This window comes from Rhodoferax sp. (genome assembly GCF_044236835.1).
Classification (GTDB): Bacteria; Pseudomonadota; Gammaproteobacteria; order Burkholderiales; family Burkholderiaceae_C; genus Allorhodoferax.
The window spans coordinates 33,263-53,731 of record NZ_JBIIGC010000011.1; the positions used below are offsets into that span (position 1 = coordinate 33,263).

The 20,469-nt window shown below is 61.8% G+C and carries 18 protein-coding genes; 13 read left to right on the plus strand and 5 right to left on the minus strand.

Annotated features, from left to right (window positions below; genetic code table 11):
• Window positions 1–6 precede the first annotated feature (6 nt).
• Window positions 7–945, minus strand: a complete 939-nt coding sequence (rpoH, locus tag ACILRC_RS09250) for an RNA polymerase sigma factor RpoH (protein ID WP_395669074.1) — start codon at window positions 943–945, stop codon at window positions 7–9.
• A gap of 212 nt (window positions 946–1,157) precedes the next feature.
• Here rpoH and ACILRC_RS09255 point away from each other — a divergent pair, with 212 nt between their 5' ends.
• The 3 genes from ACILRC_RS09255 to ACILRC_RS09265 are packed head-to-tail and all read left to right on the plus strand — an operon-like array spanning window position 1,158 to window position 4,114.
• Window positions 1,158–1,385 (plus strand): hypothetical protein, encoded by a 228-nt coding sequence (locus ACILRC_RS09255; protein WP_395669075.1) that lies wholly within the window; start codon window positions 1,158–1,160, stop codon window positions 1,383–1,385.
• 3 nt (window positions 1,386–1,388) lie between these two features.
• Complete coding sequence (locus ACILRC_RS09260; RefSeq protein WP_395669076.1) at window positions 1,389–1,853, plus strand: (2Fe-2S)-binding protein; 465 nt, start codon at window positions 1,389–1,391, stop codon at window positions 1,851–1,853.
• Window positions 1,850–4,114, plus strand: a complete 2,265-nt coding sequence (locus ACILRC_RS09265) for a molybdopterin cofactor-binding domain-containing protein (protein WP_395669077.1) — start codon at window positions 1,850–1,852, stop codon at window positions 4,112–4,114. Before ACILRC_RS09260 ends, ACILRC_RS09265 begins: the two co-directional genes overlap by 4 nt.
• A gap of 31 nt (window positions 4,115–4,145) precedes the next feature.
• Here the strand turns inward: ACILRC_RS09265 and ACILRC_RS09270 are convergent, their stop codons facing one another.
• Together ACILRC_RS09270 and ACILRC_RS09275 are read right to left on the minus strand one after the other, a co-directional pair.
• Window positions 4,146–5,381, minus strand: coding sequence for an EAL domain-containing protein (locus ACILRC_RS09270; protein WP_395669078.1), 1,236 nt, complete (start codon window positions 5,379–5,381; stop codon window positions 4,146–4,148).
• An 18-nt stretch (window positions 5,382–5,399) separates the two neighbouring features.
• Entirely contained in the window at window positions 5,400–7,091 is a 1,692-nt protein-coding gene (locus tag ACILRC_RS09275; protein ID WP_395669079.1) for an AMP-binding protein, read from the minus strand.
• A 122-nt stretch (window positions 7,092–7,213) separates the two neighbouring features.
• Here ACILRC_RS09275 and ACILRC_RS09280 point away from each other — a divergent pair, with 122 nt between their 5' ends.
• The 7 genes from ACILRC_RS09280 (at window position 7,214) to ACILRC_RS09310 (ending at window position 16,739) form a co-directional block, all read left to right on the plus strand.
• Window positions 7,214–8,446, plus strand: a complete 1,233-nt coding sequence (locus tag ACILRC_RS09280; protein ID WP_395669080.1) for a multidrug effflux MFS transporter — start codon at window positions 7,214–7,216, stop codon at window positions 8,444–8,446.
• A 150-nt stretch (window positions 8,447–8,596) separates the two neighbouring features.
• Window positions 8,597–8,977 (plus strand): BON domain-containing protein, encoded by a 381-nt coding sequence (locus tag ACILRC_RS09285; protein ID WP_395669081.1) that lies wholly within the window; start codon window positions 8,597–8,599, stop codon window positions 8,975–8,977.
• A gap of 367 nt (window positions 8,978–9,344) precedes the next feature.
• Window positions 9,345–11,123 carry a DUF1800 family protein gene (locus ACILRC_RS09290; protein ID WP_395669082.1) on the plus strand — a complete coding sequence of 593 codons (1,779 nt, stop codon included), beginning with the start codon at window positions 9,345–9,347 and terminating at the stop codon, window positions 11,121–11,123.
• Window positions 11,124–11,141: 18 nt separating this feature from the next.
• On the plus strand, window positions 11,142–12,608 hold the full coding sequence (locus ACILRC_RS09295) for a DUF1501 domain-containing protein (RefSeq protein ID WP_395669083.1): 1,467 nt from the start codon (window positions 11,142–11,144) through the stop codon (window positions 12,606–12,608).
• 5 nt (window positions 12,609–12,613) lie between these two features.
• The gene (locus ACILRC_RS09300) at window positions 12,614–14,977 is read left to right on the plus strand and encodes a PKD domain-containing protein (protein WP_395669084.1); all 2,364 of its coding nucleotides are present in this window, start codon (window positions 12,614–12,616) and stop codon (window positions 14,975–14,977) included.
• Window positions 14,974–15,567: a DUF1566 domain-containing protein gene (locus ACILRC_RS09305; protein WP_395669085.1), complete on the plus strand. Its 594-nt coding sequence runs from the start codon at window positions 14,974–14,976 to the stop codon at window positions 15,565–15,567. The genes ACILRC_RS09300 and ACILRC_RS09305 overlap by 4 nt, the downstream gene beginning before the upstream one ends.
• A gap of 98 nt (window positions 15,568–15,665) precedes the next feature.
• Window positions 15,666–16,739 carry a glycosyltransferase gene (locus ACILRC_RS09310; protein ID WP_395669086.1) on the plus strand — a complete coding sequence of 358 codons (1,074 nt, stop codon included), beginning with the start codon at window positions 15,666–15,668 and terminating at the stop codon, window positions 16,737–16,739.
• A 131-nt stretch (window positions 16,740–16,870) separates the two neighbouring features.
• On the opposite strand, the gene ACILRC_RS09315 is transcribed toward ACILRC_RS09310, so the two are convergent.
• A complete protein-coding gene (locus ACILRC_RS09315; RefSeq protein WP_395669087.1) occupies window positions 16,871–17,836 on the minus strand; it encodes a TerC family protein in 966 nt (321 codons plus the stop codon).
• A gap of 230 nt (window positions 17,837–18,066) precedes the next feature.
• Between ACILRC_RS09315 and ACILRC_RS09320 the strand changes: the two genes are divergently transcribed.
• The 3 genes from ACILRC_RS09320 to ACILRC_RS09330 all read left to right on the plus strand — a co-directional run bounded on the left by ACILRC_RS09320 (window position 18,067) and on the right by ACILRC_RS09330 (window position 19,816).
• A complete protein-coding gene (locus ACILRC_RS09320) occupies window positions 18,067–18,447 on the plus strand; it encodes a hypothetical protein (RefSeq protein WP_395669088.1) in 381 nt (126 codons plus the stop codon).
• Window positions 18,444–18,983 carry a DUF2062 domain-containing protein gene (locus tag ACILRC_RS09325; protein WP_395669089.1) on the plus strand — a complete coding sequence of 180 codons (540 nt, stop codon included), beginning with the start codon at window positions 18,444–18,446 and terminating at the stop codon, window positions 18,981–18,983. Before ACILRC_RS09320 ends, ACILRC_RS09325 begins: the two co-directional genes overlap by 4 nt.
• Before the next feature lie 95 nt (window positions 18,984–19,078).
• On the plus strand, window positions 19,079–19,816 hold the full coding sequence (locus tag ACILRC_RS09330; protein WP_395669090.1) for an ATP-binding protein: 738 nt from the start codon (window positions 19,079–19,081) through the stop codon (window positions 19,814–19,816).
• A gap of 96 nt (window positions 19,817–19,912) precedes the next feature.
• Here the strand turns inward: ACILRC_RS09330 and ACILRC_RS09335 are convergent, their stop codons facing one another.
• The gene (locus ACILRC_RS09335; RefSeq protein ID WP_395669091.1) at window positions 19,913–20,395 is read right to left on the minus strand and encodes an Lrp/AsnC family transcriptional regulator; all 483 of its coding nucleotides are present in this window, start codon (window positions 20,393–20,395) and stop codon (window positions 19,913–19,915) included.
• Between the last annotated feature and the right edge of the window lie 74 nt (window positions 20,396–20,469).

Here is a 20,469-nt window from a genome sequence, read left to right on the forward strand (position 1 = left end):
CCGCGGTCAGGTGTAGCTCGCCAGGGCCGTCTTCATCTTTTTCATCGCGGCAACTTCAATCTGGCGGATGCGCTCGGCGCTCACGCCGTACTCGGCAGCGAGGTCGTGCAAGGTCATGCCGCCGGAGTTGTCGTCATTGACCTTGAGCCAGCGCTCTTCCACGATGCGCCGGCTTCGGGCGTCCAGGCAATCGAGTGCGGCGGCGATACCGCTGGTGGCCAGCACATCGCGCTCGCGCGCCTCCAGCATGGCCACGGGTTCATGGTTGGTGTCGGTCAGGTAGGCGATGGGTCCGAAGGCCTCTTCGCCGTCGTCAGAGGGGCTGGGATCGAGGAGCACATCGCCGCCCGAAAGCCGCGCCTCCATTTCAATCACCTCTTCGGGCTTGACCTTGAGCTCGCGCGCCATGGCAGCAACCTGGGCTGGGTTGAGGGTATCGCGGTGGGTCCCCAGGTCGGCGGCGGCATCGTCGCTTTTGAAGCGCTGCTTCATCGAGCGCAGGTTGAAGAACAGTTTGCGCTGCGCCTTGGTCGTGGCCACTTTGACCATGCGCCAGTTTTTCAGAATGTATTCATGGATCTCGGCCTTGATCCAGTGCAGGGCGTAGCTCACCAGGCGCACGCCTAGGTCGGGGTCAAAGCGCTTGACCGCCTTCATCAATCCCACATTGCCCTCTTGAATCAGGTCGCTATGGGGCAGGCCATAACCCAGGTACTGGCGTGAAACCGAGACCACCAGCCGCAAGTGAGAGAGTACTAACTTACTGGCCGACTCAAGATCGTTCTCCAACTTGAATTTGCGCGCAAACCGTTGTTCCTCTTCCAAACTGAGCATGGGCAGGCGATTGGCCGCAGAAATGTAAGCGTCAAGGTTGCCCAAGGGCGCCATCACGGCCCACGGGTTGGCAGGTGCGACTGCGGTAGAGTTGGCAAGCGTCAGGTTCATGGAAGTGCTCCCAAAGAAACAGGCCCGAATGTTAGCACTCTACCTGTAGGAGTGCCAAATTGGCACTTTGTTGCTTTTTTCCCTGGGGGTAAGCCGTCGATTCGACGCAGCCGCGCAGACGCACCACAATCGTCCCCGCTGCGCGGTCTGGGCGGTGGGCGCCCCGCGCGTCACTTGGGCCATGGGCTGGCCCCAACTGAAGGACATTCCCGATGGCATTTTTCAAGACTTACAAAGGTACGACCAACCGCAAGTTAGTGCGCCTGGAGCGTCTGGTCTGGGTACTGATTTACGGCGGTTTGCTGGCCGTGGTGGTGGGCTATTTTTTGGAGAACACCCAGGGCGCTGATGGCACGGCCTGGTACGCCATCGGTCTGCTGGTTGCGGCGATGGGCGTGGTGTTGGTTTATGTGCGCTCGCGTTTGCGCGAAGAAAGGTAAGGGATGGAACTGCATATCAATGGAGCCACCGTGACGGTGGACGCCGAGCCCGACATGCCGCTGTTGTGGGTGCTGCGCGATGGTCTGAACATGACGGGTACCAAGTTTGGCTGCGGGATTGCCGCCTGCGGCGCCTGCACCGTGCACCTGGACGGGCAAGCCGTTCGGTCCTGCGTGCTGCCGGTGGCGGCTGCGCAGGGCAAGAAAATCCGCACCATCGAGGCGCTGGGCAGCGCAGACAAGCAACACGCTTTGCAAGCCGCATGGATCGCTGAGCAGGTGCCCCAGTGCGGCTACTGCCAAAGCGGCATGCTGATGGCTGCTGCAGCGCTCCTAGAGCGTACCCCCCGGCCCACCGACAGCGACATCGACGCTGCCATGACCAACCTGTGCCGCTGCGGAACCTACCAACGGGTACGCAAGGCCATCCACCGCGCAGCGAACAACTTGCAAGGGAGCAGCACATGAAGCGCCGCACCTGGATACTGAGCGCACTGGGTGCTACTGGTGCGCTGGTAGTCGGCTGGAGCGTGTTGCCCCAGCGCTCTCGGTTGGGCAGCCCATCGACCATGCCGCCCACGCAGGGCGACATCGGGCTCAATGGCTGGATCAAGATCAGCCCGCAGGGGCAGGTGATCTTGGCCATGCCGCGCAGTGAAATGGGCCAAGGCGTCCACACGGCGCTGGCGATGCTGGTAGCCGAGGAACTCGACGTCGCGCTCGATCGGGTGCAGCTCGAACAGGCAGGTCACGACAAGATTTACGGCAATGTTGCCATGTTTGTTGCGTCGCTGCCCTTTCATCCACTCGAGTCCGAAGGCAAGCAGCCGCCAACCAGCGTGCGCGTGGGCGAGTGGATGGTCGGCAAGGTGGCGCGCGAGTTGGGCATCAGCGTGACCGGCGGCTCGTCCAGCATTGCCGACGCCTGGGATCCGCTGCGCCTGGCCGCCGCATCGGCGCGCGCGCAGCTGTTGGCAGCGGCGTCCAAGCAGTGGGGCGTTGCGGTGGCGCAGTTGTCGATTGCCGACGGTGTGGTGCGCGGGCCGGGCCAGCAGGCGCACTTTGGTGTCCTCGCAGCTGCAGCAGCCCAAAGCCAGCCCAGCGAGGTCGCCGTCAAGGACCCCAAAGATTGGAAACTGATGGGCCAGGGCCTGGCGCGCACTGACATTCCCTCCAAGACCCGAGGTGCAGCGGTGTACGGGCTGGATGTGCGTCTGCCCGGCATGCTGTACGCGGCAGCAGTGATGTGTCCCCAGATCGATGGCAGCTTGGTTTCCCTTGACGAGGCGCAGGCGATCGCCATGCCGGGTGTGAAAAAGCTCGTCAAACTGGCCGCGGTGGACGGCTCAACACCGGGCTTTGCCGTGGTGGCCAAAAGCACCTGGCATGCGCGCAAAGCCGCCGCCGCCGTGCAAGCGCAATGGGGGCCTCGGGCGCAGGGTGCGCTCAACACGGCGGACATTGCCAAAGCACTCTCCACCGCGCTGGAGCAAGACAGCGGCTTTGCGTTTTACGAGAAGGGCGATGCGGCAGCGGCCGAGGCGGCGGCGGGCAATACCTTGCAGGCCCGCTATGCCGCGCCCTATCTGGCGCACGCTACCTTGGAGCCCATGAACTGCACCGCCCGTGTTGCGGCGGGCCAGGTCGACGTCTGGGTGCCCACGCAAGTGCCAGGCCAGACGCGCGCGGCGGCGGCACGTGTTGCCGGGGTCGACGCCGATCAGGTGCGCGTGCATGTCACGCAACTCGGCGGTGGCTTTGGGCGCCGCTTGGAGGTGGACTTTGTGGCCCAGGCGGTGGCCGTCGCCATGGCCTGCGATGGCCAGCCGGTGCAGCTGGCGTGGTCGCGCGAGGAAGACATGCGCCATGACTTTTACCGACCCATGCATGTGGCTGATTTGAAGGCGTCCTTCGATGCCCAAGGCAAGGTGCAGAGTTTGCGCATCAAGTCTGCGGGCGACGCCATCACGCCGCGCTGGATGGCACGCACACTGCCCGCGCTGGCGGGGCCCGTGGACATGCCGGATAAAACGACCGCTGAGGGTTTGTTTGATTTGCCTTACGGCGTTGCGCACCAACACATGGCCCATGTGGCCACCACCTCGGGCGTGCCGGTGGGCTTTTGGCGATCGGTGGGCCATTCGCACAATGCTTTTTTCTCCGAGAGCTTTATCGACGAGATGGCGGTGCACACCGGGCAAGACCCGCTCGCATTCAGGCGCAGCCTGCTGGCCCAGGCGCCCCGCTACCTGGCGGTGCTGGATTTGGCGGCACAGAAGGCCGAGTGGGGCAAGCCCCTGCCTGCGGGCCACGCACACGGTATTGCTTTGCACAAATCTTTTGGCAGCATCGTCGCGCAGGTGGCGCAGGTGTCGATGGAGGGTGGCCAGCCACGGGTGCACAAGGTGGTCTGCGCAGTGGACTGCGGCACCGTGGTCAACCCGCAAACGGTGGCCCAGCAAATGGAAGGCGCGGTGGTGTTTGGATTGACCGCAGCGCTGTACGGCCGCATCGACATCGAAGACAGCGTGGTTCAGCAGACCCAGCTCACCGATTACCGTATGTTGGACTTGGCGCAGGCGCCGCTGGTGCAGACCTACATCGTGCCCAGCCGAGAAGCGCCTACCGGTGTCGGTGAGCCAGGGGTGCCGCCGATTGCGCCGGCGGTGGCTAACGCCCTGTTTGTCTTGACCAAGAAGCGCCAACGCGCCTTGCCTTTTGTGCTGTGAGCACACGCGCTGGCTTGGGCCGCGCGCGTCTTCAGGGTTGCTCGCGTGGCACGTAGCTGCTGGCCCAGGCGGCAACCGCGTCAAAGGGCATGGGCCGCGCGAAGTAGTAACCCTGCGCATAGCTGCAGCCCATGCTCTCCAGCACTTCGGCAGTGTGCAGGTCTTCGATGCCTTCGGCCACGGTGTCCAAGTCGAGCGTGCGTGAGAGTTCCAGCGCCGACTTGATGATTTGGAAACTCCGCCCGGATTCGTGCATCTGTTGCACAAAACTCTTGTCGACCTTGATGCTCGAAAACGGCAGCGTCTGCAGGTACCCCAGGCCAGCATAGCCGGTTCCGAAGTCGTCTAACGCAACGCCCACCTGCATGCTTCGCAGGGTCTGCAGGTTCTGACTTACGGCGGCGATATTCCCAATCACTGCGGTCTCGGTGAGTTCGACGTGCAGGTCTTGCGGCGCCATGCCATGGGCTTTCAATCGCTCGGAAATGAACTCCAGTGTCCCGGGGTTGCACAGCTCTGCGGCTGACAAATTCACACTCACAAAAGGCGCAGCCTGGTGCGGCGCCGTGCACAGGGCGCGCAGTGCTGGCCAGTCCCGCATGGCCCGCTCCAGCACCCATTGACCGATGCGGTGGATCACCCCGGTTTTTTCCGCGACCGGAATGAACTCGTCCGGGCTGACCATGCCGATGGTGGGGTGGCGCCAGCGGACCAAAGCTTCAAATCCGGCCAGGGTGCGCGCGGGCAGCGTCACGATGGGTTGGTAGTACAACGCGAGTTGTTCTGCATCGATGGCGTTGGCCAGATCGTGTGCCAGCATCAAGGTGCGCACCGCTGCCGAGTGCACGTCGCGCTCGGCAGCGGGCGCTGGCGCGTCGGCCGTGGCGTTGCGGTCGGTGTTGGCTGGGGGGGCGTTGCCGCTGGTGGTGCGAAACCGCTGCAGCAGGATGCGCAAAAGGTACTGAATGACGGGGTCGGAGCGCTCCAGAAGCCCCTCGACATGCGCGCGGTCAATGCGCAGCAGGCGCGTCGGCATGAGCGTGCGTACCGTGGCGGTACGCGGCTGGCGGTCGAGCAGTGCCACCTCGCCGAACATGGCGCCTTCCGCCAACACCGCCACCCGGCGCGGCGCCTCAGGCGGGCCTACCAAAACCTCGACGCAACCGGTTTCTATGACGTAGGCCGCGTCGCCGGAGTCACCGGTTTGGAACACCGCCACCTGCGCATCGAAGTCTTCGCGGTCAAAACCATTGGCAGACGACAGCATGGCGGTGTGCGACTGCGTTCAAGCCCAGACGACGCGCTCGGGGTCGGCGTACCAGCCGACCAGCGCCTGTTCTTGAGATTTTTCGATGCGACTGCGCTTGATTTTCATGGTGGGTGTCAACAGACCGTTCTCTATGGTCCAAGGCTGCGAGGCTACCACCAAACGGTCCAGTTGTTCGTAGTCGGCCAGCTGGGCGTTCACGTCGTGCAGCAGGCGTTGCAAATCGTGGGTGACCTGCGCACGCACCGCAGGGTCGCCCAGTTGCGGGCGAATGCCTTCGGCCAACACCAGCATCCCAAACGGTGCCGGTTGCCCCACACCGGAGACCATGCTGAGCTCGACCAAGGGGTGGGCGTTGAGCAGGTTCTCTATAGGCGCGGGCGCGACGTACTTGCCCTTGGACGTTTTGAACAGCTCCTTCACCCGCCCGGTGATCTTGAGCAGCCCGTTGGCGCGCCGCTCGCCGCGGTCGCCGGTGCGGAAAAACCCGTCCTCGGTGAACACCTCGGCATCCAGGTCCGGGCGCTTGAAGTAGCCCACCAGCTGCCCCGGTGACTTGACCAGAATCTCGCCTTCGTCGCTCAAGCGCACTTCGACGCCAGGAATCGGAATGCCCACGTAGCCGGTTTCGCAAAACTCGGCGGTCGAGCCGTGGGAGCAGGCGAAGTCCTCGGTCATGCCGTAGCCCTCCAGCAGGTTGAGCCCCAATCGGCGGTACCAGCGGATCAGATCGGCCGGTATGGGCGCGGACCCGCTGGTGGCCACCAAGGTTTGGTCCAGCCCCAGACCGGTCAGCACCTTGCGCGCGACGATGCGGCCTAAAAACGGAATGCCAAGCAAGCGGTCCAGCTTTTTGGGCGGCATCTTGGTGAACACGCCTTGCTGGAACTTCAGCCACAGCCGTGGCACCGACATAAACACCGTGGGCCGGGCGCGCTGCAAGTCTTTCACAAAGGTGTCCAAAGACTCCGCGAAGAAGAGTTGGATTTCTCCATCCATCAGCGAAACGTAGCCCAACCACGCGCGCTCCAAGATGTGGGCCAGGGGCAAGTAGGACAGCGCCCGGATCGGTCCGCTGGTCAGCCCCTTTTGCGAGCGGTAGGTCGCAGCCAGTGCCAATGTCGCCTGGGTCGCCCGGCCAAAGCTGTGCATCACGCCCTTAGGCTGGCCTGTGGAGCCTGAGGTGTAGCAAATCATGCAGAGATCGTTGGCGCCGCGTTGGATGTTTTCGGTCAGCGGCGCGGTGCTGCCGACGATCTCGTCCCAGCTTGGGTTTCCTTGCGCCAAGGCGTCTGGGGGTGCCAGCGGCAGCGTGATGCAGGGCAGGGTGCTGGGCACGGCCGCACGTTGCGACGCCCAGTTGTCGAGCTTGCCTACAAATAGCAGGCTGGCGCCGCTGTGCTCCAGCACGTAGCGCACGGTGTCCTCGGTTTCGGTCGGAAAAATGGCAACCGTCGTACCGCCCGCCATCCAAATTGCCAGCTCGGCCAGGATGAAGTGGGCGCAGTTTTTGGACAGGATCGCAACCCGCGCACCGGGCTCGAATCCCAGCGATTTGAGGTGGGCCGCCATGCGCCGCGCCTGGTCCAGGGTCTGTCCCCAGGTGTAATTCGCCACACGGTCGCCGCCCAGCGGCTGCGTGAGGTAAATGGTGTTGCGGTGCGCAACCTCGTTGGCATAGACGTAATCCAGCATGAGCTTGGCTTGCATAGGGGGGTCTCCTGGTGTTGCGGTCGTCGGCTGCGCACCGCGTGTTTGTTCTGGTTTCAGCCGGGCGATTATCAAAGAAGGGTGGCGGTCCGCCACCCGCAAATACCCTCCACAATCCGGGGATGAACCCTAATGCGCACACCCTGTGGACAGCGCCCCGCTGGACGTTTTCTATTCTGCTGGCCTTGCTCGGCATGCTGGGCCCGTTTTCGATTGACACCTACCTGCCTGCGTTCTCCGGCATCGCGCAATCGCTCAACGCCACGCCGCTGCAAATGCAGCAAACACTGTCCGCCTATCTTTTTGGCTTCGCTTTTATGAGCTTGTTCCATGGCGCAGTTTCCGACAGCTTTGGACGCCGGCCGGTGGTGTTGTGGGGTTTGGCGGCGTTCACCCTGGCTTCCGTGGGGTGTGCGCTGTCCCAAAGCATCGGGCAGTTGGTGTTCTTTCGGGCGGTGCAGGGCCTGTCCACTGGCGCAGGCATCGTGATTTCGCGCGCGGTGATTCGCGACATGTTTCCACCGTCTGAGGCGCAAAAAGTCATGAGTCAGGTGACTTTGTTTTTTGGCGCGGCGCCTGCGATTGCGCCTATGTTGGGGGGCTGGCTGCTGGTGCACAGCAATTGGCATGCGATTTTCTGGTTCTTGGCGCTGGTGGGTGTGGCGCTGTGGTTGGCGATATTTCGGCTCTTGCCGGAGACCTTGGACCCGGACGCGCGCCAGCGTTTTCACGTCAAGCATTTGATGGCTGGCTACTGGCAGCTCGGATCTGACCCGCGTTTTCTGTTGCTGGCATTGGCCAGTGGTATTCCGTTCAATGGCATGTTTTTGTATGTGCTGAGCGCGCCTGTGTTTTTGGGCGACCACCTGGGTCTGGCGCCACAGCAGTTCTTTTGGTTTTTCTTGCTCACCATCGCGGGCATCATGTGCGGCGCGTGGATCAGTGGTCGCGTGGCCGGTACCAGCGCGCCCAAGCGGCAAATTCGCAATGGGTTTGTCATCATGCTGCTGATCGGGCTGCTCAATCTTGCGGCCAATTGGGTGTTCACTGCTGACGTACGTTGGGCTTTGGTTCCCATTGCCGTGTTCGCAATGGGCTGGGCCATGATGGTGCCGGTAGTGACCTTGCTGGTGCTGGATTTGCACCCCGAGCGGCGCGGCATGGCATCGAGCCTGCAAATGTGTATTGGCTCCACCGCCAACGCTTTGGTCGCTGGCCTGATCGCGCCGCTGGTGATGCATTCCACACTGGGCTTGGCAGCGACATCATTGGGAATGATGTGCGTGGGCTTGGGCGCATGGATGTATTTGCGCAGGCGCTGGCCCGAGATCGGGCAGCGTCCTGCTCCGGGTTAAACGCTGCAACGGGTCAAGCGTGCAGCGTTCTGTGCGGTGGCCCACAGACGCAGCATGAAGCGGTATCGCATGCTCGAGGTCCAGGGTGGGCTGCCGGGGCTTTCTCGGTCGCATTGCCGCCACAGGTAGCCATCGAACCGAAAGTGACCCATGACCAAAACATCTCTGACCCGCACCAGCTTGCGCCCTGCAAGCACTTTCGGCGCCATGCTGCTTGTTGGAAGCCTGGCGCTTGGTTCAAACATCGCACTGGCGGCGGCCGACGACGCCACCATGCCTCCATCCAAAGCCGCAAGCAGCGCCGAGCGGGTTGTGTCCGATAGCTGGATCACTACCAAAGTGAAGTCTGAAATTCTGGCAAACAGTATCTCCAAAGCATTCAAGGTCCATGTGAAAACCAAGACCGGTGTGGTGACGCTTAAAGGCAAATTACCCAGCCAAGACGCGGTCGACCTCGTGAAGATGATTGCGCAAAAGGTCAAAGGCGTACAGCGTGTGGACGCGTCGGGCTTGGTGATCGGTACGACATAAGTCGGCTCGCGCGAGCCGCAGAGCCCGGAGCAGCGCGGGTTTGCGGTGGTCTGCGGCGGACACTTTGGTCATAGCGATGAGCCTATTCAGCCAAGGCCGTAAGCGCGGCAACTCCGCCCGCGTATTTGCACGCCTTCCTGCCTACTCCTTTGAATACGCGCCCAAATGTGATTAATTCCGCCTAGCCGGTAGGGAATTTACATTTTGATTTGTTCGGCAACGAACATAATAAAAGTTGTCAAGTAGAGAGGTTCGATTGGTGGGAAATAGTCCGTCCGGGTGCGAGGGTGCCTGCGCCTTGCAGCGCGTCTCTAGTTCGGCATCCGTGGTGCCGACGGATGGCGCGCGCCCCGGCGCTGGCACTTCTGTGCTCGGCCTCGGTGTGGCCGCGGGGCTGAGCGCTTGTGGTGGAGGTGGCGAAGGTCCGTTAACGCAGCGACTGCCAGCGACCAGTCGCGCGGCCAGTGTGTCGCCCAGCGGCACCACTTACACCTACAGCGCACCCCAGTTAGACGACGAGGCTGGCAAGCGGGAGGCGGCCAGGTTTTTGCTGCATGCCAGCTTGGGGGTGAATGACAGCGACATCGCTTCGGTGCGTGGTCTTGGTTATTCCGATTGGCTCACACAGCAGTTCGCGGTGGCCCCTGGAATTTCCGGGTGGGATTGGTTGGAGTTGCGTGGCTACTACGCGATCACCTCGGCGAAGTTCTACGAGGGAAATACGTTTTACCCGGTTGATAACATGCTGTGGCAACAGTTGATTGCCGCACCGGACCCGGTGCGCAGGCGCATGGCATTGGCTCTGTCGGAGTTCTTTGTGGTGGGAATGTCCGGCTTGAGTAGCAGGGTGCACTGGCCCAGTTTTTTGGTTGCCCACTGGTGGGACACCTTGTGTGCGCACGCCTTCGGCAATTTCCGTACGCTGCTAGAGGCGGTGACTTTGCATCCTGCGATGGGCATGTACCTCAATACCGACGGCAACCAAGGCGAAAACCCAGCCACCGGCCGCGTTCCCGATGAAAACTATGCACGCGAAGTGATGCAGCTGTTCACCATCGGCCTGTTCGATTTAGAGCAGGACGGTAGTGTTCGCAACGGTGTGCAGACAGAGAGTTATTCCAGCGGTGACGTCAGCAATCTGGCGCGTGTGTTTACCGGATACCGCCGCGACGAACGGGTGCGTGGTGCGGCCGACAGGAGCATCCCGCCCGACGTTGTTTACAACCATGAGTACGCGCGCCTGCCGATGTATATCACCGAGAGCCGACGTTCCAAGTTAGAGGCCAAGTTTTTGGGTGTGAGCGTACCGGCTGGTACCTCAGCATCCCAGGCCCTAAAGACCGCGCTGGACACCTTATTCAACCACCCCAATGTGGGCCCCTTCTTTGGTCGGCAGATGATCCAAAGGCTGGTGACCAGTAACCCCAGCCCCGCATACATCGCCCGTGTAGCAGCCGCTTTCAATAACAACGGCAGCGGTGTCCGCGGCGACCTTGCTGCAGTGTGGCGCGCTGTCTTGCTGGACGACGAGGCGCGCGGGCCCTTGGGCCTCGTGGATGCTTCATTTGGAAAATTGCGCGAGCCGATGCTGCGCTTTGTTCAGTGGGCCAGAACCTTTGGCGTGACCTCGACCGCAGGTTCTTGGAAGTTGGGTAACTTTGGTGGGGGATTGGGGCAAGGGCCCCTGCGAGCACCCTCGGTGTTCAACTTTTTCCGGCCTGGTTATGTTCCGCCCAATACAGCCATGGCCACCAGCGGTCAGGTCGCGCCAGAGTTTCAAATCGTGAGTGAGCAGCAGGTGATGGATTACTTGGGCGCGATGTTTGCTCCCATTCGCAATGGGTTCAATATTGCGTCGGCACATTTACCCCAGACGGTGACTGGGAACAGCACCAACCAAACCAACGATATCAAGGCCAACTACGCCACCGAAATCGCGCTGGCCCACGATGCGCCAGCATTGCTCGATCGTCTCGATGTGCTGTTGACTGCCGGACAACTCAGAGCGAGCACCCGCCAGCTCATTTTGACTGCATTGGCCACGCCAGTGGTTTCGACCACCAGCAGTGACTCCGCCAAACTCAACCGGATTGCAGCCGCCATTTTTCTCATCATGGCCAGTCCAGACTATCTGGTGCAAAAGTAGAGCGGGACCTGGATTTTTATGCACTACTTGCGTCCCGATCTATTAAGCCGCCGCGCGTTTTTGCGGCGCAGCTCCCAACTGGCATTGACTGGCGTGGCACTGCCGACCGCGCTTAACTTGGCAGCCATTGGTGAAGCTGCGGCGTTCGGCGCTACGGACTACAAAGCGTTGATTTGTGTCTACATGGGTGGTGGCTCCGACTATGCGAATACGGTGGTCACCTACGACAACGCCAGCTACGACCTCTACAGCGCGGTGCGCGAGGGCGGGCCAGAGCGAACCGCTGGGGGCATTGCGCTGGCGCGCGATGCTCTCACGGCGACTTTGCTCTCCCCCGACAGACCCTTGCCAGCGGGCAGGCAGTATGCGCTGCACCCGAAATTGACGGGCATGGCGTCGCTGTTTCACGCGGGTGACGCAGCGGTACTGCTGAACGTGGGGCCCTTGGTCGTTCCTTTGACGCGGCGCGATTTCAGCAGCGATAACCGCGTGCTCTACCCTAGGCCGCCGCGCTTGCAATCCCACAACGACCAGACGTCGATCTGGCTTTCGTCGTCCCCCGAGGGCTCCACGGTGGGCTGGGGTGGCAGCCTCGCCGACCTGGCGCAGGACAGCAACACCAATGCGATGTTCACTTGTATGTCCGTGAGTGGCAATGCGGTGTTTTTGTCGGGGCGCGACGCCGTTCCTTTGCGCGTGGGCACCTCCGGACTCGCGTTTTCTGGGAACCTGACCGGTGCGACGATGTACGGGTCGGCATCTGTCAAAGGTGCTTTCAATACCCTGATGCGACAAACCTCCGTCCATTCAATTGAAAACGAGTACACCCGGGTCACTGCCCGCTCCCTGGATGCGAAGGCCAACATCGACCAAGCACTTGCCTTTGCGCCAGAGAACACGGCGCCTTTTTCCCAGTTTCCCGTCACAGGCAACTCGCTGGCTAGTCAGCTCCGAGTCGTCGCTCGGCTGATTGCGGCACGCGATATTCTGGGCGTGAAACGGCAGGTGTTTTATGTATCTGCCCCAGGTGGATACGACCTGCACGACAACTTGATTTCCCAGCAATCGAGCAACCTCGATGTGCTCAGCGCTGGTATCACTGCATTTCAAAGCGCAATGAACCAGCTTGGCATCGCCGACAAGGTCACCCTGTTCACGGCCTCGGAGTTCGGCAGAACGCTTACGTCCAACGGTGATGGCTCCGACCATGGCTGGGGTAATCACCATTTTGTGGTGGGTGGAGCAGTGCAGGGGCGCAACTTCTACGGCCGCCCGCCGCCTGTGAGCATCACCAACAGCGGTGCTGCGGAGGACCAGTGGCACATAGGGGCTGGTGTTTTGTTGCCCAGCATCTCTGTAGACCAAATGGCCGCCACCATGGCGCTTTGGTTTGGCGTCCCTGCCGCAGACCTGCCGATGGTGATGCCCAATATCGTGCACTTTGGGCGCTCCGACTACCCCATCAACTTGGGGTTTTTGGGTTGAACCGGATGCGCCTGCTTTGGGTGGCCTCGTTGGTTTTGCTGGCTGGGTGCGGCGGTGGTTCGGGCGGGTCAAGCGCGCAGCCCAGCACACCACCCAGTACCGTCACGGCCACCATGGATGCCAAAGGCGGGACGCTTAGCAATAGCTCTGGGCTGCAGCTGACGGTGCCAGCCGGTGCAATGCAGCAACCCAAGACCATTACTGTGACACCCGTCGCCGAGGTTGCCGCGCCGGCCTTGCCCACCGGCGCGGCCAAAGTCGGAACCATCTTCAAGTTCGAGCCGCACGGCGCGACTTTCATGGTGCCAGTCACCATCCGCGTGCCATTTGATGCATCGCTGGTTCCGCAAGGTGCCAGCGTGGGCCTGTTCAAGGCGCAGCCCGGCGGGACCTTTGTTGAGATCACGCCCGTCACAATTGTGGGCAACACCTTGGTGGCCGAAATCAGCAGTTTCTCTTTTGCCACGGTGATGGCCATGCCCGCACCCACCAATCGCCCGCCCGTTGCCATCTTGAACCTGCCATCGGTGGCGATGTTGTCTGGCCAAGCGTTGGTCTTTAGCAGCGCCAACTCGACCGACCCAGAGGGAGAGTTGCGCGCGCTGCGCTGGGACTTTGGTGACGGCAGCGCGGTGCGATCCCAGTCGGACCCCGGGCCGATCTCGCACACCTACGGTTCGGCTGGCGTTTTTACGCTGACCTTGACGGCCGAGGATGCGAAAGGCTTGACGCAGTCGGCCACTACCCAGATTACCGTCGACCCTCCGGCCAACGCCCCACCGATTGCCCTTCTGAGTGCTGCAGAAACCTCCACCATCGTGGGCAAGCCCATCTCCTTTGGCGCGCAGGGCAGTGCAGATTCTGATGGGACGATCGTCCGGTTCGATTGGGACTTTGGCGATGGAATCCAGCTACAGCGCACCACATCTGCGCCGGTGTCACACACCTTTCAGAGCGCAGGCCGCAAGACAGTTCGTCTGAGCTTGACCGACGACCGCGCCGCCACATCCACTGCCACCCAGGAGATTCAGGTGCGCCTCAATGCACCTCCGGTCGCGTCGATTGCGGTGTCGGGCGTGCGCGAGGCACAGTCAGAGCTTGGGTTCTTACCCACTGGCTCTGCAGACTCCGACGGGGCCATCGCCCTGTACCAGTGGGACTTTGGCGATGGCACCCCTGTTGAGCAAACCACCGCGCCCAGCCGCGTGACCCACACCTATGCAGCTCCCGGACGCTACTCCGCCAAGTTGACGGTGGTGGACAACGACGGTGCCACCCATTTGGCGGAGTTGGTGCTGGACGTGGCAGCCCAGCAGCCGCCGAATGCGACACCATCGGCCCTGGTGGCAGCCAATCTGTCTGGGCCGGTGACGGGGCAGGAGATTGTTTTCAATCCGTCGGGAAGCACCGACTCGGATGGAACGATCATCCTCTTCTCATGGAACCTGGGGGACGGAACCACGGGGTCGAGCACCACACCCGACGTCCAGCGCCACCGCTACAGCACCCCTGGGACCTACTCCGTGGAGTTGGTGGTTCAAGACAACCGGGGTGGCACTGGTGTTTACCGGTTCCAGGTGTCGGTGCAAAGTTACGCACCCACTGGCCTATTGAACGACACCGGCGTGACCTGGTGCACCAACCTGACCGGTACCACCTGGCTGAATTTTGCGGTGTGTTCCAGCGTCACCTGGCTCACCAAATTGTGGGGTTCGGTGCAAGACGCGTGGTTTGGGCGCGATGCGCAGGCGCAGGCCAATACGCTGGGCAAGTCCGGAGCAGGCGCAGCTGGTTTTGACTTCACCAAGCTGGGGCCAGATGGTCAGCCGCTGGCCGTCCAGACCGGCGCTTGGTCCGAGACTGGCTCGGCGGCGACTGGCACCCGCTGGGATTGCGTGCGCGACAACAACACCGGCCTGTTTTGGGAGGTGAAGCGCAACGACCCATTGCACCTGCGCCACCAGCTTCACGAATACACCTGGTACAACACCCAAATTTCTAGCAACGGCGGCTTCTCGGGCCGCGAGGTTGGCGGGAGTTGCGCCGGGCTCGGGGGGGCGGCCTGCAACACCCAAGCTTATGTCGCTGCCGTCAACAGCTTGCCAGCGGGCCAGGCCTTGTGTGGTTTCAGGGATTGGCGGCTTCCCACGCGGGAGGAGTTGCGCAACGTGGCCCACACCGGGGCGACCGTGGCTCCGGCCATCGACAGCGTCTTTTTTCCCAATACCGCAGCCAATCGCTACTGGAGCGCCTCGTCCGACGCCAGCGATCCGCAAACTGCCTGGGGCATCAGCTTTACGCTGGGAGACGACTTTTTTGAACCCAAGAACGTGGCTTACCCCGTTCGACTTGTGCGCACGGGCCTATGAGACTCAGCCTGAGGTTTTTGCAGACGGATTTGTCCAAAGGCGCTGCGATGCGCGGCGGGGCAGCGCTGTGCCTGGGCCTCTCTATTCTGGCTGCGCAAGCGCAACAGGTGTGTTCGCCCCACATGCCCAAAGAGCGGCCCGACAGCCGCTACGAAGTGGTGCAAAACGCGGAACCTGCCAACAGTGAGGTCCGCGACATACGCACTGGGCTGGTCTGGCAGCGATGCGCGCTGGGCATGGTGTGGAACGATTCGGCACAAACCTGCCAATTGGATGGGTCCTTGACTTCGGCGCAGATTGCCACTTGGACCCAGGCATTGGATCTGGCGCGTGCTGCCGTGCCGAGTAAGGTCGCCGGGGCGACCGCCTGGCGTCTTCCCAGCCACGCTGAGCTGTACTCGCTGGCCGACCGCTCTTGCTACCGGCCAGCGCTCAACACCACCTGGTTTCCCGGTGACCCCGCCAGTTGGTTTTGGAGCGGCTCGCCCAACCGCGCCGCAGTCGATTCCGCCTGGATCGTCAACACCTACAATGGCGAAGATTTTGTGTCAAGCAAGAACACTCGGTGGTTTGTTCGGCTGGTGCGTTAGCCGTTGCAGATGGAGCTGAGGTGCAGGTGGCGTAGGCTTCCAAGGGAGGAAATTTGCCGAATCTTTCATCACCCTGGGCTCTTGCGGGAGCCCCAGCCTTGGCTGCGTTTGTGGTGGCTTTTCTGGGCGCACTGGCTTTGGTGCTGTCCCGTAGCTGGCACGGGCACCTCACGGTGGACTCCGTGGTGGGCATTCAGAAGTTCCACACCGCACCCACTCCGCGGGTGGGTGGTCTTCCCATTGCGGGCGGCTTTCTGGTGGCGTGGTACCTGGCCTCTGAGGCTTTGCACAGCCTGCTGTATCCCTTGATCGTTGCCGGTACACCGGCTTTTGTCTTCGGGTTAGCTGAAGACCTCACCAAGCGCGTCAGTGTGCGGGCCCGGTTACTAGCCACCATAGGCTGTGGGGTGTTGGGCTGGGCGATCACGGGGTACGCCATCAACCGGGTGAACGTACCTGGGCTGGATTGGTTGTTGGGGTTCACCATCGTCTCGGTGCTGTTCACCGCGGTCACGGTCGGTGGTATTGCCAACGCCATCAACATCATCGACGGCTTCAACGGTTTGTCGGGCGGCACCGTGATCATTATTTTGGGCGGCTTTGCCTGGACGTTTTTGTCGGTGGGCGACACCGAGATGGCCCAGGTGTGCATCGTCCTAGGCGCTGCGGTGCTGGGATTTCTGTGTGTCAACTGGCCCTTGGGCAAGATTTTTTTAGGCGATGGTGGGGCCTACTTTGTCGGGTTTTGCATCGCCTGGATCGCAGTGCTGATGCTCACCCGCCACCCCGAGATGTCGGCCTGGTTTCCCCTGCTGCTGTGCGCCTACCCGGTGCTGGAGGTGGTTTTCAGTATGTGGCGCCGGCGTCGGCGTGGCATGAGCACCGGTCACCCCGACCGACTGCATTTGCACAGCCTGGTGAAAAAGCGTGTGGTGCGCCATTGGTTTCCCAACCAGAGCGGACTGTTTCGCAACTCGGCCACGGGCTTGGTGATGTGGGGTGCCGCGCTGCTCCCGGTGTCGACAGCACTCTTCGTGGGTAACAGCACCGTGGGACTGGCGGCAGGCTTGTTGTTGTGTGCCTTCGTCTATTGCGCGGTGTATGCGCGCATCAGCCAGTTTGTATGGTGTTTTCGTGCTGCGACGGTGGAGCGGACTGCCCAGCCAACCTAAGGCCACGGGCGCTGTTCACGCCCCCAAAAAGAATGTGGCCCACCCGCGTAGTGCAGGTGGGCCAACCATTAGTTACCAAACTTCGGTGATCCAGGCTCGGTTGTGCGACCTTGCATGTCACGCCCCATCCATCAGCCCTTGGTTTCAGGTTCCTTTGGCGCGGTGCGCACGCTCAGCACCATAGTCGCCGCCAAGATACCGACCACCACGCCCAGCGAGATGCCCACCGGAATCTTGTAGATATCGATCAGGCACATCTTGGTACCGATGAACATCAGAATGATGGCCAGGCCGTAGTTCAGCAAATGGAACTTGCTGGCAATCGCGGCGAGCAAGAAGTACATGGCACGCAGGCCCAGAATCGCAAACACGTTGCTGGTCAGTACGATGAACGGGTCGCTGGTGATGGCGAAGATCGCGGGGATGGAGTCCACCGCAAAAATGACGTCGGTCAGCGCCACCAAGCAGATCACCATGAACAGCGGCGTGGCAATCTTTTTGCCGTTCTCCACGGTCCAGAATTTTTCGCCGTCGTAGTTTTTGCTCACGGGCAGCACCTTGCGCAGCAGCTTCAGTGCGGGGTTGCTGTCCAGGTCAGGCTCTTTGCCAGCAGCCCACCACATCTTCACGCCGGTCAGGATCAGGAACGCGCCGAACACATACAAAATCCAGTGGAACTGGGCCAGCAACCAGCCACCCACCAGAATCATCACCGTGCGCAGCACGATGGCGCCGATGATGCCGATCATCAACACCCGCTTCTGGTAGTGCGCAGGCACTGCAAAGTAGGTGAAGATCATCAAGAACACAAAGATGTTGTCCACCGCCAGCGATTTTTCAATCAGGTAGCCGGTCAGGAACTCCAAGGACTTGGTGTTGGCGATCTCGGTGGAGCCGGTCGTGTCCTTGATGGCCCACCAGAACAGGCCGTTGAAGAGAAAGCTCAAGGCCACCCAGACGATGGACCAATTGAGTGCCTCTTTGACGCCAATCTCATGCGCGCCCTGCTTCTTGAGCACGACGAAGTCGACGAACAGCGACACCAGCACGATGGCAACAAATGTTGCCCACAGCCAAAGCGGAGCGATTGTTTGCATAGACACCTTTACTTGGGTTTTCCCGGCCTCCCGGGGTGGATTGGATGGGTGTGGCGCAGCGAACCTGCGTTACACCAAGGCGCGCAGTGTACGGTTGTAAGACCGCGTTTATTCTGATTAACTGTGGAACTTGATTCTAAAAAAGCAGAGTATTGCAGCGAATTTCCCTGCTGTGCCGTCACAGGGCCCTTGGGCACCATGCAGTCTTCTCCTTCTGTTTTGGGTCTCACATGCGGTATTTGGCAGCGTGGTTGGTGGTCTGCGTCGCGTTGGTGTTTTGGTCGGCGGGCGTGTGGTTACTGCACGTCTTTGCTAACTGGTCCTTGGTCAACGTCGGCACCTTATTGAATCCCGCGCAAATGGCGGGCCAGCTAGCAATTCCTGCTTGGATCTCCGTCTGGATTCCGGCCGAACTTGTGAGCAACATTCAAACCACCGCCGCTGCAGTGGTGCCGTGGCTGCAATCTATGCTCTCGGGGGTGCCGTTGACCTCGGGTTGGTTGGGTATCGCTGCCTGGATTGTCTGGGCCCTGGGTGCAGTAGCGCTGGTGCTTTTGGGGATAGGCCTGCACGCTGCGCTGTGGTTTGCCGCCAAGGCGGCGCGCCGATGAGCCGTCCCGAGCCGCACTGGACGGACCGCTTTCGCGAGTCGCTACCCACGCGCGAAGCATTGGCGGCTTACCCTTGGCTGCGGCCCATCGCCCGCCGCGTGCTCGACCCCCAGTTGTGGCGCTTCCAGCACGAGGCGGTGGCGCGCGGGGTGGCAGTCGGCTGGTTTTGGGCGTTTGTGATTCCGGTGGCACAAATTGTGGTGGCCGCAGCGCACTGCGTTTGGTGGCGCGGCAACATCCCCACGGCGGCGGCCATGACCATGGTGACCAACCCCTTGACCATTGGCTTTTGGTTGCTGCTGGCCTACCAACTCGGCGCTTGGGTGCTGGGTGAGCCGGCCAGCGCCAGCGCCACCGACGCTGCGATCGCGCCGGGTGGCGGAGTGGCGCTGTGGCTTAGCTCCTATGGTGTGCCTACCTTACTGGGCATGGGCCTGTTTGCGGTGGGCGGCGCGGTCATCGGTTACCTGCTAGTCAAGGTGGTGTGGCGCCTGCGGGTGGCGCTCAAAATGCGCAGCCGCCGCTTGTCGCGCTGAAGCGCCAACGCCTTGTTTTTTGGCGCGGCGCACGATTTGGGCCAGCCAGTGGGTGCCAGTTGGCTGGTATATCCTTGACGCCCTCGGACACACCCATGGCACCCACCCCTCTAGAGCGCATAGCGCAACTCGAAGCCGAGCTAGCCGCCCAGCGCCAGGAAATGCAGGATTTCACCTCGGCCGTCTCGCACGACCTGCGCGCCAGCCTGCGGCACATCAGCAGTTACGCGCAGCTCGTCCAAGAGGACGCCGGGCCGCAGCTTAACGACGAATTGCGCGGCTTTTTGGATACGGTAGTGGGATCGGCCAAGCACCTGGGCGTGCAGATGGATGCGCTGCTGCAGCTCTCGCGCATCGGCTCGCAGCCGGTGCGCACCGAGGCGGTGTCTTTGCAGGCGGCTATCGCGGCGACGCGCGCTGCACTCGCTGCGCAGACTGGCGACCGCTCCGTGCTGTGGCGCATCGAAGACGCTTTGCCCGAGGTGCAAGGCGACCCCGGCCTGGTGCAGCTGGCGCTCCAGCAAGTGCTGGACAACGCACTCAAGTTCACTGCTGGCGTGCCGCAGACCACCATCGACGTGTCCGCACAGCGCGCAGGCCCGCACGGTGGTGTGTGTCTGACGATTGTGGACAACGGCGTGGGCTTCAACCCCAGCTTGCAGGCATCTCTTTTCCAGCCGTTTCAGCGCCTGCACACGGCGCGGCAGTTTGCGGGTTTGGGCATGGGGCTGGCGCTAACCCGCAAAGCCATGCAGCGCATGCAGGGCAGCGTCGGTGTGCACGCGACCGTGGGCCAGGGCTGCACCGTGCGGCTGGTGTTTGCCACCCGTTAGCGCGTCAATGCGGCCAGCCAAGGCTGTATGCGTCTCGCGATTGCCGCCAGGCCAGGTGTCCACCAAACCCACGTTTTTTAGCTAATCGCCCACCACCTACGTCAACGGCAACTCCGCGCCAAACTTGCTGCGGTGCACGCTGAAGTAGGCCTTGACGTTGCGCACGTTCGCGTTGGCGCCAAACAGCCGCTGGGACAGTTGGTGGTAGTCCGGCATGGTGGCGGCGTGCACCACCAACACAAAGTCGGGCCCCGGCGACACCCGGTAACACTGCTGCACCCGCGATTCACCCGCCACACTGTCCTCAAAAGCTTGCAGCGCTTGCGCGTGTTGCTGGTCCAGCGTCACCTCGACGATGGCAGTCAACCCGTGGCCCAGGGCCTGCGCCAGTCGTTGCGGGTTGAGGATGGCCACGTGCCGCTCAATCAGGCCCAGCGTGTGCAGCCGCTGCACCCGGCGCAGGCAGGTCGGTGCCGAGGTGCCTACCTGTGTTGCCAGGGCTTGGTTGCTCAGTGACGCGTCGCGCTGCAAGCAGGCCAGCAACCGAAGGTCCAAGGCATCTAGTGACAAATCGTTCATAAAGGTAGCCTTAAGTTAAACAAAAATTCACAGCAGCGACATTGTGAAATAAAAACCCAAAGAAGACCAAATTT

Excerpts from the sequence above, each read along its gene's own strand:
- ACILRC_RS09255 (WP_395669075.1), top strand. The coding sequence starts at position 1,158 with ATGGCATTTTTCAAGACTTACAAAGGTACGACCAACCGCAAGTTAGTG.
- ACILRC_RS09320 (WP_395669088.1), top strand. The coding sequence starts at position 18,067 with ATGCGGTATTTGGCAGCGTGGTTGGTGGTCTGCGTCGCGTTGGTGTTT.
- ACILRC_RS09285 (WP_395669081.1), top strand. The coding sequence starts at position 8,597 with ATGACCAAAACATCTCTGACCCGCACCAGCTTGCGCCCTGCAAGCACT.
- ACILRC_RS09325 (WP_395669089.1), top strand. The coding sequence starts at position 18,444 with ATGAGCCGTCCCGAGCCGCACTGGACGGACCGCTTTCGCGAGTCGCTA.
- ACILRC_RS09270 (WP_395669078.1), bottom strand. The coding sequence starts at position 5,381 with ATGCTGTCGTCTGCCAATGGTTTTGACCGCGAAGACTTCGATGCGCAG.
- ACILRC_RS09300 (WP_395669084.1), top strand. The coding sequence starts at position 12,614 with ATGCGCCTGCTTTGGGTGGCCTCGTTGGTTTTGCTGGCTGGGTGCGGC.
- ACILRC_RS09305 (WP_395669085.1), top strand. The coding sequence starts at position 14,974 with ATGAGACTCAGCCTGAGGTTTTTGCAGACGGATTTGTCCAAAGGCGCT.
- ACILRC_RS09280 (WP_395669080.1), top strand. The coding sequence starts at position 7,214 with ATGAACCCTAATGCGCACACCCTGTGGACAGCGCCCCGCTGGACGTTT.
- ACILRC_RS09330 (WP_395669090.1), top strand. The coding sequence starts at position 19,079 with ATGGCACCCACCCCTCTAGAGCGCATAGCGCAACTCGAAGCCGAGCTA.
- ACILRC_RS09295 (WP_395669083.1), top strand. The coding sequence starts at position 11,142 with ATGCACTACTTGCGTCCCGATCTATTAAGCCGCCGCGCGTTTTTGCGG.
- ACILRC_RS09275 (WP_395669079.1), bottom strand. The coding sequence starts at position 7,091 with ATGCAAGCCAAGCTCATGCTGGATTACGTCTATGCCAACGAGGTTGCG.
- ACILRC_RS09260 (WP_395669076.1), top strand. The coding sequence starts at position 1,389 with ATGGAACTGCATATCAATGGAGCCACCGTGACGGTGGACGCCGAGCCC.
- rpoH (WP_395669074.1), bottom strand. The coding sequence starts at position 945 with ATGAACCTGACGCTTGCCAACTCTACCGCAGTCGCACCTGCCAACCCG.
- ACILRC_RS09335 (WP_395669091.1), bottom strand. The coding sequence starts at position 20,395 with ATGAACGATTTGTCACTAGATGCCTTGGACCTTCGGTTGCTGGCCTGC.
- ACILRC_RS09315 (WP_395669087.1), bottom strand. The coding sequence starts at position 17,836 with ATGCAAACAATCGCTCCGCTTTGGCTGTGGGCAACATTTGTTGCCATC.
- ACILRC_RS09265 (WP_395669077.1), top strand. The coding sequence starts at position 1,850 with ATGAAGCGCCGCACCTGGATACTGAGCGCACTGGGTGCTACTGGTGCG.